General features: G+C 57.1%; 12 protein-coding genes. 9 read left to right on the forward strand and 3 right to left on the reverse strand.

Features of this window, described 5'->3' with window-relative positions:
- Positions 1–225 precede the first annotated feature (225 nt).
- A complete protein-coding gene (locus CAURIM_RS00950; RefSeq protein ID WP_010189991.1) occupies positions 226–1,428 on the forward strand; it encodes a mannosyltransferase family protein in 1,203 nt (400 codons plus the stop codon).
- Here CAURIM_RS00950 and CAURIM_RS00955 read toward each other — a convergent pair.
- Complete coding sequence (locus tag CAURIM_RS00955) at positions 1,425–2,297, reverse strand: DMT family transporter (protein ID WP_010189989.1); 873 nt, start codon at positions 2,295–2,297, stop codon at positions 1,425–1,427. The genes CAURIM_RS00950 and CAURIM_RS00955 overlap by 4 nt on opposite strands.
- Before the next feature lie 146 nt (positions 2,298–2,443).
- Between CAURIM_RS00955 and CAURIM_RS00960 the strand changes: the two genes are divergently transcribed.
- The 7 genes from CAURIM_RS00960 to CAURIM_RS00990 all read left to right on the forward strand — a co-directional run bounded on the left by CAURIM_RS00960 (position 2,444) and on the right by CAURIM_RS00990 (position 13,963).
- Positions 2,444–3,709 (forward strand): aspartate kinase, encoded by a 1,266-nt coding sequence (locus CAURIM_RS00960; RefSeq protein ID WP_010189988.1) that lies wholly within the window; start codon positions 2,444–2,446, stop codon positions 3,707–3,709.
- Positions 3,710–3,728: 19 nt separating this feature from the next.
- Entirely contained in the window at positions 3,729–4,766 is a 1,038-nt protein-coding gene (locus tag CAURIM_RS00965) for an aspartate-semialdehyde dehydrogenase (RefSeq protein ID WP_010189987.1), read from the forward strand.
- Positions 4,767–4,978: 212 nt separating this feature from the next.
- Complete coding sequence (locus CAURIM_RS00970) at positions 4,979–9,265, forward strand: MSCRAMM family protein (RefSeq protein ID WP_012714767.1); 4,287 nt, start codon at positions 4,979–4,981, stop codon at positions 9,263–9,265.
- A gap of 98 nt (positions 9,266–9,363) precedes the next feature.
- Positions 9,364–11,019 (forward strand): SpaH/EbpB family LPXTG-anchored major pilin, encoded by a 1,656-nt coding sequence (locus CAURIM_RS00975; protein WP_010189982.1) that lies wholly within the window; start codon positions 9,364–9,366, stop codon positions 11,017–11,019.
- 117 nt (positions 11,020–11,136) lie between these two features.
- Positions 11,137–12,123: a class C sortase gene (locus CAURIM_RS00980; protein ID WP_010189981.1), complete on the forward strand. Its 987-nt coding sequence runs from the start codon at positions 11,137–11,139 to the stop codon at positions 12,121–12,123.
- Positions 12,110–13,033: a class C sortase gene (locus CAURIM_RS00985; RefSeq protein WP_012714768.1), complete on the forward strand. Its 924-nt coding sequence runs from the start codon at positions 12,110–12,112 to the stop codon at positions 13,031–13,033. Before CAURIM_RS00980 ends, CAURIM_RS00985 begins: the two co-directional genes overlap by 14 nt.
- Positions 13,034–13,111: 78 nt before the next feature.
- A complete protein-coding gene (locus tag CAURIM_RS00990) occupies positions 13,112–13,963 on the forward strand; it encodes a hypothetical protein (protein ID WP_012714769.1) in 852 nt (283 codons plus the stop codon).
- Between the two features lie 173 nt (positions 13,964–14,136).
- Here the strand turns inward: CAURIM_RS00990 and CAURIM_RS00995 are convergent, their stop codons facing one another.
- Together CAURIM_RS00995 and CAURIM_RS01000 are read right to left on the reverse strand one after the other, a co-directional pair.
- Positions 14,137–15,459 carry a YkvI family membrane protein gene (locus tag CAURIM_RS00995; protein ID WP_010189978.1) on the reverse strand — a complete coding sequence of 441 codons (1,323 nt, stop codon included), beginning with the start codon at positions 15,457–15,459 and terminating at the stop codon, positions 14,137–14,139.
- Between the two features lie 277 nt (positions 15,460–15,736).
- Positions 15,737–16,285, reverse strand: a complete 549-nt coding sequence (locus tag CAURIM_RS01000) for an RNA polymerase sigma factor (RefSeq protein WP_010189977.1) — start codon at positions 16,283–16,285, stop codon at positions 15,737–15,739.
- 174 nt (positions 16,286–16,459) lie between these two features.
- Here CAURIM_RS01000 and CAURIM_RS01005 point away from each other — a divergent pair, with 174 nt between their 5' ends.
- Positions 16,460–18,016, forward strand: a complete 1,557-nt coding sequence (locus CAURIM_RS01005; RefSeq protein ID WP_010189976.1) for a catalase — start codon at positions 16,460–16,462, stop codon at positions 18,014–18,016.
- The last annotated feature ends 62 nt before the right edge of the window (positions 18,017–18,078 follow it).

Raw genomic sequence — 18,078 nt, forward strand, 5'->3', positions numbered from 1 at the left:
TGTGATGAGCAACTACGGGGCGAATTGACGGGAACGGCCAGCTGTGGTGTGTGTTGGCATCACCACGCTCCGCGACGGGGCGCTGGCCGTAAAGCTACAAACCTAAATCCCGCCGCGGCTACTAAGGAGAAGAGTGTGCCGCAAAGTCATGTGAGCCACAATACAACGCTTCTCATTGTGTGGCAACTGATTTCACATATTGGGACGTGGTGGGGTGTGGATAGGATGATTGGCGTGCATGAAGAGAATTCCACGAAGACGACGCCGGAGCCTGGGGCGGATACCGAGGTAGAAGGTGCCTCATCAGCCCCTTCCTCCCCCGCAGGTGCACAGGGGAGGCTAGCGCTCCTACCAGTTGCCGTGCTGGTCGCGGTTGTCGGCACCGCAGTGCGTATCACTGTTCTCAGCGTCATTGCCGGGGTTAATGAACAGGAAATGTGGGGTCGGCTCACAGCCTGGGATTCCAAGTACTACCTGGAAATCGCGCGCGCGGGGTATTTCGACGCCGACATCAACACGGATGGGCCGGTCCATGAAATCACTATGGCTTTCTTTCCGGGCTTTCCCTTGCTGTTGCGGGTGCTGGGCTGGACTGGAATCAGTCTGGAGATAGCCGCGCTCATTGTTAACACCCTGCTTACTGCAGTCATGGCCGCCGGAGTCATGGTTTTGGCGCGGCGCGTGGGTGCGCAGCGTCGTGGGCAATGTGCGGCGGCCCTCGTGGTGAGCAGCGCACCGATGTCTATCGTATTTTCGATGCCCTATACCGAGGCCCTCTTCGGGGCGCTGGTGGTGTGGGGGCTTATAGCCTTAGATGATCGCGCCTGGTGGCGTGCAGCGGCATTCGGCTTCGCCTTATCCTTTGTTCGGTTGACCTCCGTCGACTTCCTCGCCGTCTTTGCTCTGTGGGCGCTCATTTATGGGCGGCGCTCCTGGCAGGCGTGGCTTGGCCTCGTCGTCGCAGCGCTCCCGCTACCGGCATATCTACTGTGGACGCAGCGCTATTTGGCAGATGCTGGTGGCTACTTCGGGATTCAAACTGAGCATTGGAATTCCACCTTTGACGGCGGTGCGGCAACCGTGCAGTTCGTGTGGGAAACCCTGACTGAGAACAACGACGTGGGCTACCTGCTCACCACCCTGGTGATCGTGGGCGTTCCTGTGCTGCTGCTGGCAGCATGGGGGAGGGTTACCCCGGTGGCCTGGTGGTTTAGCGCTGCGCTCTGCGCGAATGTGCTGCTTTCCGACGGCATCATGCACTCGCGCCCGCGTCTCCTCCTGCCCGCCATTATCTTGATCCTGCCGTGGGTTGTGCGCGCGGCTAGTGCCCTGCGGCCGCGCGTGCTGTGGGCCGCGTGCGGCGCGTGGGTTCTGTGGTCCGCGTGGTTTTCCGCGTACATGCTGGTGGTCTTTGAGTGGGCGATCTAACGCGGGCTTTGCTCTGCGCGCTGAGTGCTTCCCGGGTTGACTGGAATGCGTGACAAGACAATCGTGGCGACGATCATGATGATGAGTGAAGCGCCCATCACGCACCACCCCGCAACGCTGCTGACCTGAAATTTTTCACCGAGCACCCAGTAGCCCAAGCCGAAAGCCACGATGGGCTCCATGATGGTCATGGCGGGAAGGGAGTGCGCCAAGGCACCGGCGTGGAAGGAGTATTGCTGGATGACAGTGCCGGCGGCCGCCAGCCCGATGAGCACATATAGCTCCCAGCTAGCCAGCAAGGCCGCAATGCCTTGGTGGGAGAGGACATCAACCACCGCCTTGGCCACGAGCGCCACGTAGCCGTACAGAATGCCGCACGCGCTGCCGAGTGCCAGTGCGGACTCTTCCGGGCGGTTATAGGCTGCCACGAAGAGCGCGGTGAGTGTGAGGGCGCCAAGGGCGAAGGCGGGCCACCACTGGGACCAGGTGGGCGTCGTCAAGCCTGCGGTGGGGCGCCCGTAGACCACCATAACGCTCACCGCGATGGTCAGTGCCAGGCACCAGAAGATCTCTCGTGCCGGCATCGGCCGGCGGGAATACCAGGCGGCAAGCGGCAGCGTGAACATGAGGGATAGGACAAGGATGGGCTGCACGATGAGCAGGGTGCCGAAGTGGAGCGCGATGAGCTGCAAAGCATAAGCGACAACGGCGGCGCCGGTACCAATCCACCATAGGGGTGTGCGCATTGCGGTACGCATGACGCTGCGGGAGCTGGCGTCCAACACGATGCGGTGGCGTATGACAGTTCCCCAGGCCACGACTAGTGCCGAGGCCAGTGCAAACGCAACGGCGACCAGGTTTGAAAGCATCGTTTCTACCTTACCTGGAATTAATACCCAGTACGTGTTTCGATGGTAACCAAAGGGCGGTAGGCTAAAGGAGTTGGCTGCCGGTCTATAGGTATTGGGCGGTGAACAGATATTGGCCCTCACAAACAGGAAAGGTGGGACCATCAGTGGCCCTAGTCGTACAGAAATACGGGGGATCCTCCCTCGAAAGCGCAGAGCGCATTCGCGCGGTGGCGGAGCGCATTGTGGCGACGAAGAAACAGGGCAACGACGTGGTTGTCGTGTGCTCCGCCATGGGGGATACCACCGATGAGCTCCTAGACCTCGCTGCCCAGGTTAACCCCGTCCCGCCGCAGCGCGAGATGGACATGTTGCTGACCGCTGGCGAGCGCATCTCCAATGCGCTCGTTGCTATGGCGGTGGAGTCCTTGGGTGCGCAGGCTCAATCCTTCACCGGCTCCCAAGCCGGCGTGCTCACCACCGAGCGCCACGGAAACGCCCGCATTGTTGACGTCACCCCGGGCCGCCTTACCGAAGCACTGGAAGAAAGCAAGATCTGCATTGTCGCGGGTTTCCAGGGCGTCAATAAGGAATCGCGTGATGTCACCACCCTTGGCCGCGGCGGTTCAGATACCACCGCGGTGGCGCTGGCGGCAGCACTTAAGGCCGATGTGTGTGAGATTTACTCCGATGTCGACGGCGTCTACACCGCTGACCCTCGCATCGTCCATAACGCCAAGAAACTCGACCAACTTTCCTTTGAAGAGATGTTGGAACTGGCGGCCGTCGGCTCCAAGATTCTGGTCCTGCGCAGCGTCGAGTACGCTCGCGCGTTCAACGTTCCCCTTCGAGTTCGCTCGTCTTATTCAACCGACCCCGGCACGCTGATTGCCGGATCAATGGAGGATATCCCCGTGGAAGAAGCAGTACTTACCGGTATCGCCACCGACCGTTCCGAGGCCAAGGTCACCGTTTTGGGAATTCCGGACCGCCCCGGCGAGGCAGCCAAGGTCTTCCGCGCCATCGCGGACGCTGAGATTAACATTGACATGGTCCTGCAAAACGTGTCCTCCCTGGAATCCGGTACCACCGACATCACCTTCACTTGCCCGCGCTCCGATGGCCCGAAGGCAATGGAGATCCTGGCCAAGCTCAAGGAGGAGGGCCACTGGGCCAACGTGCTGTACGACGACCAGGTGGGCAAGGTCTCCCTCGTCGGCGCAGGCATGAAGTCCCACCCGGGTGTCACCGCCGACTTCACGGAAGCGTTGCGTGATGCTGGGGTCAACATGGAGCTCATCTCTACCTCTGAGATCCGCATTTCTGTGCTGACCCGCGAGGCCGATCTCGATAAGGCAGCCATTGCTTTGCACGAGAAGTTCCAGCTGGGTGGCGAGGAAGAGGCCACCGTTTATGCTGGTACCGGACGCTAAGAATTAAGGAGTTAAGGTCATGACCACTGTTGCAGTTGTAGGCGCCACCGGCCAGGTCGGCCGCGTGATGCGCACCCTCTTGGAGGAGCGCAACTTCCCGGCCGATACGGTTCGCTTCTTTGCCTCCGCGCGTTCGGCGGGCCAGGAGCTCACCTTCCGCGAGGAGAAGATTGTCGTGGAAGATTTGGCGGAGCAGACCGTCGAAAGCCTTGCTGGGATCGACGTCGCTGTGTTTTCCGCCGGCGGCGCTACCTCGAAGGAGTATGCCCCTCTCTTCGCCGAGGCCGGTGCCATCGTGGTGGATAACTCCTCCGCGTGGCGCAAGGACCCGGATGTGCCGCTCATCGTCTCGGAAGTGAACCCGCAGGAAAAGGGCAACACCCCGAAGGGCATTATCGCGAACCCGAACTGCACGACCATGGCGATCATGCCGGTCACGAAGGCGCTTCACGACGCCGCCGGTCTCACCACCATGCGCGTCGCCTCCTACCAGGCCGTTTCCGGTTCCGGCCTGGCAGGCGTGGAAACCCTGGTTAAGCAGGTAGCGTCCATCGGTGACCGCAGCGTGGAGCTCGTCCACGATGGCTCGGCGCTCGAGGTCTCCGAGGAGGATCTGGGCCCCTACGTCGCCCCGATTGCGTATAACGCGCTGCCGCTGGCTGGCAACCTCGTCGATGATGGCACGGAAGAGACTGACGAGGAGCAAAAGCTGCGCAATGAGTCCCGCAAGATCTTGGGCATCCCGGAACTGAAGGTCTCTGGCACCTGCGTGCGCATTCCGGTATTCACCGGCCACACCATGGTGGTGCACGCGGAGTTCGAGAAGCCGATTACCCCGGATCAGGCCCGCGAGGTGCTGTCCTCTGCGCCGGGCGTCAAGGTCGTCGATGTGCCGACCCCGCTGGCGGCAGCAGGCATCGACCTCTCCCTGGTCGGTCGCATCCGCCAAGACCAGACGGTCGAGGAGAACAAGGGTCTCATCTTCGTGGTCTCCGGCGATAACCTGCGCAAGGGCGCTGCGCTTAACACCATTCAGATTGCAGAGCTCCTGGTTTAAGAAACCCCCGTTAACTTAGCTCCACGCCCCAACACAGCACGTGCTGGGCGTGGAGCATTTCTATGATCTGCGAAATCCAGGAAACATTCAGATAACTGGACAACCTTAAAGCCAGCTTATAGAGTGCAAACAGGCGCGGAGCATGCTCCCGTAACTCTCGTTTGCTGTGACTTCTCCGTCTATCGACGGGAACGCAAGAAAGAAAGCCTCTTATGACTAAAAACCTACAGAGAAAGCGATATGGCTTTCTTAGGCGTCTTAGCGCCGCACTTTTAGTTCCACTGGTGTCCGGATCTCTCATCGCTGGCCCAGTTGTGGCGGGCGCCCAGGAGGGATCGGAGCTCGACGTTGATGTCGATGCAACCGTTTCAGACTCCCTTGACCTGGATGATGATTTCTCTGCGGATGATTCGCAGGTGGTTGAGCAGGACTCTGTTGATGCGGATGCAGGTGCCGTCGAGCAACTCGAAGTGGACCAGTCTGAGGCGAGCGAGCTTGACGCCGATGAGCTCGAATTCGGTGAACTCATGCAGCCTATGGCTGTGCGTGCGGGCCAGTCTTCTGACCTAAAGTGTGAGGCTGGAACCTTCTACGCCATCCACAAGTGGGGCGAGATTCTGGAATTTAACGTTGACAATGATAACTGGGAAACGCCGACCATTAAGAACCCGGGCTTTAATTTTAGGAACGATAGATTCAGAATAGGTTACAACAGAAATGGGGATCCGTATGTCTCATGGGATGAGCAAGGCAGACAGGTGGCGTGGAACGGTCTTGGAATTACCAGTGACGGTCAAACGGCCTATGCGTACAGGAGGCTGGACGGGGGTAATGACGGCCTTGACGGTAGCTTGATTATCGGCACTGCCGACAAAAATGGCTCCACGCTGGAGGCGAGCTACACGCTAGAAAAGCGCCTGTCTTTGGTGACCGGTGCGGTAGCTCCTGATGATACGTATTATTTTGGCGGCTATTTTGTCTACGGCCAAAACGGTGAAGGAAAGGCCCCAATCAAGGAAGGTAGAGGAGAAGTACTCGAGGCGGTAAAATATACTAACGAACTTCCTCCTAGTGTTAATGTTACTGAGCTATATAGCGACGATAAGGTGGGCGTCCTAGGTCGTTACTATAAGGATTCAAATAATGGCCGAAAGTACTACATTGGCGCCGATGGGGAATTAGCCTACCCTTTTTATAACAATGGTAAACGCTATAAGTACTATTCCCCGGAAGTACGGGCTAATGTCACGGCAACTCAAGGTTTCCGTCTCTACTCTTATGATGGGACTTCTGTAAAACATGTTGGTGACATTCCAATTTGGAACTCAACGGCTAAAGCGGCAGTGAATGGCGATATTGCCTTTGACCCTGCGGGAAACCTGTATATTCTCTATAACCCTTTGGGCAATTCCCAATACAAAATTGTGCCGGTGACCTCTGAAAACCTTGACGGGGCGAACGGCGGGCAGATTGACTCGCAATTCGCGAATACGCTGAACTTTCCTGCTGGAGCTATTGCCGGTCGGAATACCCAGACCAATGGCATTGCCTTCTTGGCGAATGGCGAACTTGTGGTAGAGATTACCTCAGCAAACGTATACAATCCCAAGGTTACTTATGTGATGGTTGACCCTACGACGGGTGAAACAAGCGGCGACACAAAGAGCTTTATACAAGGAAAGGCTAAGGTTCGTTTCGAGAACGGCGGTGAAGCCTACGGGCTGTTCGGCGGTCAAACCGACTTGGCTTCCTGTACAAACTTTTCTACCCTTGAGCTGCAGAAAAACCTTCCTCGGGGGCGCGCTGCAAAGGGCGACCAGTTCCAGCTAGAAATCTATGGAGATAATGGTACGCAGCAGAAGTGGGATCGTTTGACTTGGAACGTGACTGACGGTGACAAGGCTGGTGTTCAGTCACGCATCGCTGGTCCGATTGTTGCTCGACAAGGCAAGACTTTCCGTGTGAGTGAGGTGGCTACAGCTGATCTAGGATACGAGAACGCAAAGTTTGAGTATTACACGCTGGACAAAGATCATGCACCTAAGCTTGAGTGTGTTGACCAGGATGGGGACTCGTTGCCGCCCGACAATATTAATCCAGTTCCTGACTCCGAGACTCGAGGATCGAATGATGAGCGCGCCTGGGATGTAACGATTCCTGAGGGCGAAGCCAAGCAGATCTCCTGTACTATCACGAACGAGCCTTACCGTGGTGATCTGCGTTGGACCAAGGTGGCTAGGGAAACTGACTCAGAGACTGGGGAATCAAACACTATTTCCCTGGGTGGTTCCGTGTGGAGCCTTCTGGATGAAAACAAGGAAGTTATCCCTAGGTACCGCGGCATTAGCTACGATAACTTTGCTAACTGTGAGCTAACGGAAAAAGGCTGTGAAGCTGCTGGTGCTGACTCCGACAACGCAACTGGGAAATTCCGTGTGACCGCCCTAGAATACGGAACGTACTACCTGCGTGAGGACGTAGCTCCTAAGGGGTATGAGAAGCTTACCGAGCCGATCAAATTTACTTTCGACCGTGATGGTATTCATTACGACTCATTTGATGAGCTGAATCGATACAATAAGGACACTAATACTTTCAACTTGGGCCGAATCTTGAATGAGAAGCTTCAGGGTTCCGTGAAGTGGGACAAGGTTGACCCAGAGAAGGATAACCTCTTGCTTGGCGGCTCCCAATGGAAGCTTTACAAGAAGAATGGTAGCGAGTTAGAGCAACCTGGTGTTCTCATTGAGGACAACACGGGTCAAGATGGCTACAAGGGGCGAGATGCCAACAAACTTCCAGGCGCCTTTGAAGTCAAGGGACTCGATTTTGGTACTTGGGTGATTGAAGAAACCAAGGCCCCAGAGGGCTATAGGAATACTCAACCGACTTTCGAGTTCGAGGTAACGGAGGACAAACCTGAGGCGACCATCGGTGTTCAAGGCAGAGTAAATAACTACAAGGGCCGTATTGAATGGGAAAAGGTCGACGCTGCTGACGATAAAAACCGTTTGGCCGGCTCCGAGTGGAAGCTGACTTACAAGCCGTCCGATCCCAAGGGTAAAGCTGCTGAGGTGATCATCAAGGATTGTGTGGAGGCTCCCTGTGCCAAGGATGGGGACCTCGATCCAGCACCTGGTAAATTCTCAGTTAATGATCTGGGTGAAGGCGAGTACTCCCTTGAGGAGCACAAGGCGCCGGAAGGTTACCTTGCGGAAGAAAACCTCAAGTTCACCATTGTCGTAGATGCGAATCACTACAGTGTTACTAAAGATGGAGACGGCAAATCGCAGCCAATGCCGTACAAGGTAGAAAACAATGCTGTCCGCATCCCCGTTGGCAAGATTGCCAACACCAAGGATGAGGCCACGGTGACGTGGAATAAGGTCGATTCCGCTAACACATCTAAGCTCTTGGGTGGTTCCGAGTGGAAGATCCAGCGCAAGGATGATAAAGGCGGGTGGACTGATGCCTACACCGTTGTTGATAATGCCACTGATCAGCTCAAGGATAAGCAGCTGAAGGATGAAGACTCTGACGAAGGAAAGTTCAAGGTAACCATCCCAACAGGTGACTACCGTCTTGTCGAGACCAAGGCTCCGCAGGGCTACATCATCTCTGAGGAGCTCAAGCAAGGTAAGGAATTCTCTCTCACTCGTGAGAATCTCTCCACGAACCTTTCCTTGGGAAATTGCGTGAATGACAAGGTGGAGTCGGACGTCACATGGACGAAGGTCGATGCAGAGGATAAGGCTAAGGTATTGGCCGGTTCTGAGTGGATCTTGACACCGCTGAATTCTGATAATTCACTCGATGAGGACAACAAGATCGTCATCGTGGATAACGGAAAGAACGATGCCGACGACCGCGATGGTTACCTCAAGGTAGAGAAGCTTGGTGGTGGCAAGTACGAGCTCAAGGAGACGAAGGCTCCGGAAGGCTATATCGCTGCAGACAAGACCTGGACCGTTGAGGTTAACGCCGAAACGGTCGGCAAGGTCATCGAGCTCGACCCGGTGGAGAACAAGCCCATCAAGGGCGCGGTCTCTTGGACCAAGGTCCAGGCAGATAAGACCACCTTGCTTGCTGGCTCTGAGTGGTCGCTGGTGCAGGTCGATGACAAGGACCAGCCCATCAAGGGTACTGAACTTGAAGTCACCGACTGTGAGCAGGCGGACTGTGCAGGCCCTGACGCTGATCAAACGCCAGGCAAGTTCCTTGTCAAGGATCTGAAGGCCGGAAAGTACAAGTTGGTGGAATCCAAGGCACCGGCTGGTTACAAGCTGGATGCCACAGAACACTATTTCGAAATTAAAGATGATGGAACCAGTGAGGAGGTTGTAGTGGCCGGATCGTTTGTTAACGAACTTGGTAAAGGCATTGAGCTGCCACTAACCGGCGGACGAGGTGCGTACCTGTACCAACTCCTCGGTGCGCTCCTCGGGGTTCTAGCGGCAGCGATGGGAGGCGCGCATGTAATGCGACGTCGTAACAGCTAATCGCTCAAACTACAAAGCCTCCCATGGCTTTTAATTCCCCTAATCAAATCTCTTACCCCCTTTCCACAGTGGAAAGAGGGGTCCGAAAGGAAATTAATATGCGTGTAAAGAGCACCACGATCGGCCGTCGTCTGGCCTGCGCGCTCGGCGCCTCTGCTCTCATTGTCACCGGTGCTGGCTTCGCTGCTCCGACTGCTCTCGGTGAGGAGCCGACTGCGGAGTCCTCCCAGACTGCTGAACTCGGCAACATTGACTTCACCAAAAAGGGCAGCCTCACCATCAAGAAGCACCTGCACCAGGACGGCACCTCCGCTGTAGGTGACCCGGCCACCGGTGTCTACGAAGGTAAGCCGGCCGAGGGCATTGATGGCGTTGAGTTCACCATCTACAAGATCAAGGACATTGATCTCTCCAAGAATGAGGACTGGGAAAAGGTAAACTCCTACAAGATCCCGGCGGACCCGGAGGCTGATTCAAACCTTGTGAAGGTTAAGACCGTGACCACCGAGGGCGGTGGCGTAGCTACGCTCAAGGACCTTGACCTCGCTGCCTACGTCGTCGTTGAGACCAATGCTCCAGCTGACATCATTGACCGCGCAGCGCCGTTCGTTGTCACCCTGCCTTACCCGGACACCAAGGCCAACGACGATCGCTTGGGTAAGCGCTCCGAGGATTGGCTGTATGACGTCAACGTCTTCCCGAAGAACGGTAAGACCGAGCTGAGCAAGACCGTTAAGGGTCAGGCTTCCTATGGCCTGAACATCGGTTCCGAGGTTCACTTCCCAGTGACCGCGACCGTTCCGAAGATCGCTGGGGATCGCGTATTCAAGTACTTCCAGGTCGTGGATCCGATGGATACCCGTTTCGACAAGAAGAGCCTGAAGGTCGCTAGCGTGAAGCTCAGCGGCGTCGACCTGACCTCCGACGACTACACTGTTGCTATTCAGGACTGGATGGTAACCGTATCCCTGACCCAGCAGGGCCTGGGCAAGCTGAAGAACGCTGCAGGCCAAGAGCTTGAGGTTGTTTTTGTTGGTCAGCTCGACAACCTTGGTGAGGGCGATAACTTCGGCCGTATTCTCAACATGGCATACGTGTACTCCGACACCGTTTCGAACCCGGGTGAGTCCACCCCGCCGGAGACCCCGGGTACCACTCCGCCGACCACTCCGCCGTCCACCCCGCCGACTACGACCACCCCTCCGGGTGGTACCCCGCTGGTGAAGCAGTTCTGGGGCGACCTGAAAATCCAAAAGGTTGACCAGGGCACCCAGAAGCCGTTGAAGGACGCTGAGTTCAAGATCTACCCGGCGAAGGATCCGTACCCGGCTGGCGAGTGCTCCCCGGAGTACGACGAGAACGCTACCGCGGTAAAGAAGAACGGCGTCGAGGGCGAAGATCTTGTTGTCAAGTCTGATGAGAACGGTAACGTTCACTTCGAGGGCCTGTTCGTTTCTGATGATCAGAACGATCCGAAGTCTAAAGAGTTCCGTTGCTACGTCCTCGTAGAGACCAAGGCACCGTCTGGCTTCGTCACCCCGACTGACGGTAACCAGCTCTTCCCTGTGAAGGTCACCATTGGTCAGACCGCTCAGGGAAAGTACGATTCCAAGGTCGAAAACGTTAAGCGTGATACCCCTGAACTGCCGCTGACCGGTGGCAAGGGCGTTATCATGCTCATGGTTCTGGGCGGTTTGCTGCTCGTAGTGGCTGTCGGTGCTGGCGTTGTCTTCATCCGCCGCGCTGAGGCCTAAACACGGATAATCCGTGCTAGGAATAGGCCCTCAATCGGGAGGGCCTATTCCTCCCTAGTCTTTTTATCTACATCTCAAAATTGCATTCTGCACTGTATTAACGAATGGGATACTTTCATGGCAGCACCCCTTCTTGAGCGCCCTGCGTCTCCTTCAGAAAATGAACAGGATGACAAGAAGACCTGGACGTTTTCGGGCCTTGCCTTGTTTGCCTGCCTGACGGCCTTTGCCGGCTTGATTGTTGGTCTGTATCCCACCACCGCGTCTTGGTTTAGCGCGCGCGAACAGGCACGCTTAGTTGACCTTTATGATTCAAAACTGGACAACGCTAAGCCGCTTAGTGCTAGTCAACTCATTGAATTAGCGCATCGCTACAACGACCGGCTCAGCGCCGGTGCAGCCTTGGACGCTTTTGCCAACGTGCCGCGCGGTACCGGTGACCTGGATGAGGACGGTATGTCCTACAAGGACCAGTTACGCATCGACGGAACCGATGTCATGGCCCGCATTCGTATCCCGGAAATTGACGTTGACTTGCCTATCTACCACGGAACTTCCGATGAGGTGCTCAATAAAGGTGCCGGCCACCTTGAAGGTACGTCGCTGCCTGTCGGAGGGCTAGGCACGCACTCCGTCATTACCGCTCACCGCGGATTAGCGGATGCCACGATGTTCACGAACCTTAACAAGGTAGGAATTGGTGACCGCTTTACCATCGAGGTCGCGGGACAGGTTTTAACCTATGAAATCCGTGAAACACGCGTGGTGCACCCAGAAAACACCCGCTTTTTGAAAGCGGATCCGAATCGTGACTTGGTTACGCTAGTAACGTGTACGCCGCTGGGAATTAACACACACCGTATTCTGGTTACCGCCGAAAGGGTTACTCCGACCCCGCAATCTGATATCGATGCTGCTCGCGGTGCCAGCAAGGTGGGATTCCCATGGTGGGCCGTGGCGCTCATCGGCGGCTTCTTGCTCCTAGCGTTCCTGTTCTGGCGCGCGGGCTATATGGTTCCGGCCAAGACAAAGAAGAATGAGTCCGGCAATGAGTCCGATTCAGGGGAAGAGCAGTTAGAAAGTAATTCAGATGACAACCTCTAATTTGCAATCCCCATCGCGCTCGACAGCCAGGAAACGGTCGAACCGCAGCAAGGGTGTGGCCGCCATCGTGATGGTGCTGTGTGCGCTGCTTGGCGTGGGCATCCTGCTTTACCCTGTAGTGGCCACGCAAATGAATAACTGGGAGCAATCAAAACTGGCCCGCCAGTTCTCGGATGACTCCTCTGCAGTGTCTCCGGAGCAGGCCGCCGCTGCTTTGGCGGAGGCGCGGGCATTCGATGAGGCACATACGGGTGTGAGTCTCGAGGATCCATGGAGTAGCGGGGCGCCAACAGACAGCGAAGCGTATCAGCAGTACCTCAAGGTGCTTGATGATTTCCCAGCTATGGGGCAGATCGCTATTCCTTCCATCAACGTGAACTTGCCCATCTATCACGGCACGAGTGATACCACTCTTCTTAAAGGCGTGGGGCACCTCTTCGGTACGGCGCTGCCGCTCGGCGGTGAAGGTCGGCGCACCGTTTTGACGGCTCATTCTGGTATTGAAAACTCCACCTTCTTTGACAACTTGGAAGATGTCCAGGTTGGTGATGCAATCTTCATTCGCAATATTGGCGAAACTTTGAAGTACGAAGTGCGTGACACAGAGGTCATCCTCCCGGACCAGCTTGACCGCTTGGCCCCTGAAGAGGGGAAGGATCTCGTCACACTCGTAACGTGCACTCCCTATGGAATTAATACACACCGCTTGCTCGTGACAGCTGAGCGCGTGGACTTCGATCCCGCCGAAGCCGAACAGGCCCTGGGCGGTGATGCTCTAGTGTGGCAATGGTGGATGAAGCTAGCTATTGGTGCTGCTCTGGCTTTGATTCTCCTCATGTTGCTCGGGGCGTTCCGCTTAGCCCGTAAGCGGCGTCGCACGGTAGCTGAAAGGGGTGTGCATGAATCTTAGAAACTGCACTGCCTTTGTAGTCATTGTTCTTAATAAACTTTCTTTAATCACCAATTTTCCCAGCGAGGTAAAGCAATAATGTCAATCGCAGCAATGAGGACGCACGGTCTGAGTTCGAAGATGGGTGCAGGGCTTGCGGCCTGCGCAGTGACCGGTCTGTTGATTTCGGGTGTGAGCGTGGCCGAAGCACGTACGGTCACGGGCAACACCGATGGTCTTTCTCTAGAGAGCATCGATTGCGCCGGTGCCGCGACGCTAACGATTGTGAAAACCCCGCGCGGAGATTACGAAAACAAACCGCTCAGTGCGTTGCCTGAGCACCTAGTTTCCGGCTTCCGCTTCTCTGTTACCCGCATCGAAGGTGTAGATATCACCACGCGCGAGGGACAGGAGAAGGCACGAGAGCTTTCCGTGGGGGAGGCCAAGAAGCTTCTCTCTGGTGACTCCGTAGAAATCGTTACTGATGCCCGCGGTCGTGCCACTGCTACCGGTTTACAGGAAGGCCTGTACCTGGTGCATGAGGAGGGCCCCACGAAAGAAGTGGAAGGCCAGTGGTTCTCTAAAGACTTTCTGATCGTAGTTCCGGTAGGTTCCGCAAGTCAGGAATCCAAGGAATGGCAATGTGACGCGGTAGTGATTTCTAAGGACTCGCCGAGGGAAACCCCGCCGCCTCCCACTACTGTGACGACTACGACCACCCCACCGTTCCCGCCGGCAACCACGCCACGAATCACTCCGCCGCCATCTACGGTCACCCCGCCGGCCACGGTCCCGCCGACGCAACCGGTGCCACCAAACGAGAACACCCCGCCCTCAAGGCTGGTTAATACCGGTGCAAACGTCCTCGGCGTGGTAGGCGTAGGTGCCGTGCTGTTGCTCGTTGGTTTCTGGTTAACGCGACGCCGTAGCGTACAGGATGATTCCAACTAGGAACTACTTGTGCTGCGTGCACCAAGCCCGCGGTAGGGCCCTCATACCGGGGAAGGTATGGGGGAACGCCCCTACCGCGGGCATTCATCGTTTTAGTGGCTAGAGCATCTAATTGCTGAGTGGCGTTATTTAGGGAGTAGCGGCCTGGTTTGGCCGCTTTGCCCTTAACCCTATTAGTCCTTCGGGACCTCGGGCTTGGTGTGTTCCACAAAGGTCACGGAGGGATCCGGGTCCTCGCGGTCGTATTCAATCTCATCGTCAGCCTCGAGCTCCTCGTGGATCTCATCGGCGACGGTGGAGACAAACTCTTCAGTTTCCATGTTGGAGGCCGCTGCCAGCTTGCGCAGCTCGCGCTCGTTCTTCTTGGTGAAGTGCTCGCGTGGGTCCAGACGGCGCTTGACCAGGGTGCGGGCGCGCACGCGGCGGTCAGACTCGGAGGTGATCTTGTCACGCTGGGTAATCCACGTGATGACCATGACGGCAATCATGAGCAGGCCGATCCAGCCCAGAATCGGGTAGACGCTGGAGACCAGCTGCTTGAAGCCGATGAAAGAGAGGATGAAGCCGACGACACAGGCGCCTGCGTAGACAGGGTAGAAGAGCTTCGGCTTCTTACGGGTGAGGCGCTTGCCCATGGCGTAGAACATGCCGATAGCGGTGTTGAAGACCATGCCATAGATGATGAACGTCATGAAGTAACCCAGGATTGGGTTCACGTTATTGATCAGCGAGAGTACCGGCAGGTCCTGCTCGTGAACGTCCGGGGCTACCATGTAGAGAGAGACCACGAGGAGAGCGAGCAGGAGCAGGTAGAAGAAGCCACCGATGAGGCCGCCAACACCGACGGCGCGGTTATCCAGGATGTTGCCGCCGATGACGATGGACATCGAGACCGCGCACATGACGTTGAGGCCGGTGTAGTTCAGCGCGGCCAGCCACCAGTTGTTGAGGGGACTCTCCACATTGTTGATGGCATAGTCATTGGCCCAGGACCAATCCACGTCGGTAACGATGATGGTATAACCCGTGGCCAGAACCACGAAGATGATGATGAAGGGCGTAATTGCGCCGATGACGTTGCTGACCTTATCCACATCGAGGAGGCCTACCAGCAGGACCAGCACGAGCATGACGGCCCCACCCACCCAAATGGGCACGCCGTCAAACTGCTGGCTGATGGTCGAGCCACCACCGGCGAACATGACGAAGCCGATAGAGAACAACGTGGCTAGGGTGCCCCAGTCCAGCACTCGGGAGACGATGGGGCCACTAATCTTGTCGTAGACGGCCGTGTGCTCGTCTGCCTGAAAATAGGAACCGAGCTGCAAAATGGCTACACCAGTAATGATCATGAGGGCGGCTGCAAGGAGTACGCCCCATAGGCCCATGTTTCCGAAAGCCACGAAGTACTGGATTGCTTCCTGGCCGGAGGCAAAGCCGGCGCCGACGACGACACCAATGAAGGCCATGGAAATGGCCGCTGCGCGTTTCCACATAAAGTAAAGAGGTCTCTCAATCTCACACGCGCCGGGGGATGCCATCACTACCCAAGGTGTGGTGCGGGCAAATGGGAAAGCCTCGCGGGCCCGGTTCGACTATCGATTTATCACGTGTGCTTCGAAAAATATTAGGTGTGTTCGATAGGTATTTTCCAGCTGGGACTGCGGTTTCTTCCAGGATAGGCAGTGGCGGGGGTGCAAGAATTTGCCGTTTGGTGCATGTAGGTGCAGGTTCTATGACCGGCAAAGCCGATTTGTAACGGCTCGATAACGATTAGCCGCGTTGGTCGATGAGGTCCTTGCGGGCGCGGGCGACGCGGGAGCGAATTGTACCCACGCGAACCCCGGCGATTTTCGCGGCCTCCTCGTAGGTGTAGCCCAAAACCTGGGTCAAGATGAGGGCTTCGCGGCGGTCTTCTGGGAGGGCGTCGATAAGCGCGCGGGCGTCGATCCACTCGCTCCACGTGCCCGAGCTCTCCGGGGTCGTGGTAAGGGCGGCGGCGTCTTCGTACTCGGTGGCGGACTTGCGCGGGCGGGCCATGTCGTGGCGAATGTTGTCCACCCACACGCGGCGGGCAAGCGAAAGCAGCCACGTGCGTGCTGAAGAACGGGCGGCAAAGCGGGGGAGTGCGCCGATGACGCGCAAGTAGGTTTCTTGGGTGAGGTCGTCCGCGATGTCTGGGCCGCCGAGGTGGGCGAGCAGGCGCCAGACATCATCTTGGGTGGACTTGATGAACTCCGTGAGGGCTGCGCGGTCGCCGCGGCCCGCCTTGAGGGCGAGGTCGGTGACGCGCGCATCGTCGCGTTCGGAGTGTCGTTTCACCTCCCATAACTTACCAGTCGGGGGGCGGGGAGCTCGGGCACTAGGGGCTTAAGTCTGTGAGCTCTGGCAACCTTAAAAACTGTTGCGCAGGTCATTTTTTATGGGTAGACTATGAAAGGTCCGTGATTGATAATGTAAAGCAAATTATCAACCGATCTAGGAGGCATTAACCCCATGACTAACGCTTCGAATGAGTCCGCGGCAGACAAGGTTCTAGACAAGGGGCAGCGCGCCCCGGGCGGCCCGAACACTACCCGCCCGTCCGGTCAGCCCATTGCAACGGAAAACACCAGCATCACTGCAGGCGAAAACGGCCCGGTCGTGCTCAATGACATCCACCTTATTGAGAAGCTCGCACACTTCAACCGCGAGCGCGTGCCGGAGCGCACCCCGCACGCCAAGGGCCACGGTGCCTTCGGCGAGCTGCACGTTACTGAGGACGTCTCCGCTTACACCAAGGCCAAGCTCTTCCAGAAGGGCACCGTGACCCCGATGATGGGCCGCTTCTCCACCGTCGCCGGCGAGCAAGGCTCCCCGGATACCTGGCGTGACGTCCACGGCTTCGCGCTGCGCTTCTACACTGAGGACGGCAACTACGACATCGTGGGTAATAACACCCCGGTCTTCTTCATTCGTGATGGCATCAAGTTCCCCGACTTCATCCACTCCCAGAAGCGCCTAGGCACCAACGGTCTGCGCGATGCTGACATGCAGTGGGATTTCTGGACCCGCAACCCGGAGACCACCCACCAGGTGACCTACCTCATGGGTGACCGCGGTACCCCGAAGACCACCCGCCACCAGAACGGCTACGGCTCCCACACCTTCCAGTGGGTCAACGAGTCCGGCGATGCCTTCTGGGTGAAGTACCACTTCAAGACTCGCCAGGGTGTGGAGAACTTCACCGACGCCGAAGCCACGGAGATCGCTGGTAAGAACGCGGACTACCACCGCGAGGACCTCTACAACGCCATCGAGGAAGGCAACTTCCCGGTCTGGGACGTCAAGGTTCAGATCATGCCGGTGGCGGAGGCTGAGGAGTACCGCTTCAACCCCTTCGACCTGACCAAGACCTGGTCCAAGAAGGATTACCCGCTGGTAGATGTCGGATACTTCGTGCTCAACCGCAACCCGCGCAACTTCTTCGCGCAGATTGAGCAGGTTGCCCTGGATCCGTCTAACATCGTCCCGGGCATTGGCCTGTCCCCGGATAAGATGCTGCAGGCACGCGTCTTTGCATACTCCGACCAGCAGCGCTACCGCATTGGACCGAACTACAAGCAGCTGCCGGTGAACCAGCCGCTCAACCAGGTCAACACCTACGAGCACGAGGGCCCGATGCAGTACCTGTTCAACGCCCCGGAGGATCCGGTCTACTCCCCGAACCGCCACGCCAAGGGCGGCGGCTACCTCGACGGTGATGAGAACCTGCGCTTCAAGGAGCAGGAGACCACCACCGCGCCGGACCTCTACGTAAACCCGGACCCGGCAGGTATCGACCTGGTTCGCGCGCCCTACGTCCATCACGCTGAAGACAATGACACCGTACAGGCCACCGACCTGTACGAGAACGTCTACGACGATGGCGCCAAGGAGCGTCTGGCAGACAACATCACCAATGCCATGGCAGGCGTGTCCCCGGAGACCGAGGAGCGCATCTACGCTTACTGGGATGCTGTCTCCCCGCAGCTGGGCAAGCGCGTGCGCGAGCTCTTCGCTGAAAAGAAGTAATACCACCTCAGTGAGTTAATCTCGTGGCTTCAAAAGCCCCGCCGGTCTAGTTCATTAAAGCT

Source organism: Corynebacterium aurimucosum, assembly GCF_030408555.1.
GTDB classification, from domain to species: Bacteria; Actinomycetota; Actinomycetes; order Mycobacteriales; family Mycobacteriaceae; genus Corynebacterium; species Corynebacterium aurimucosum.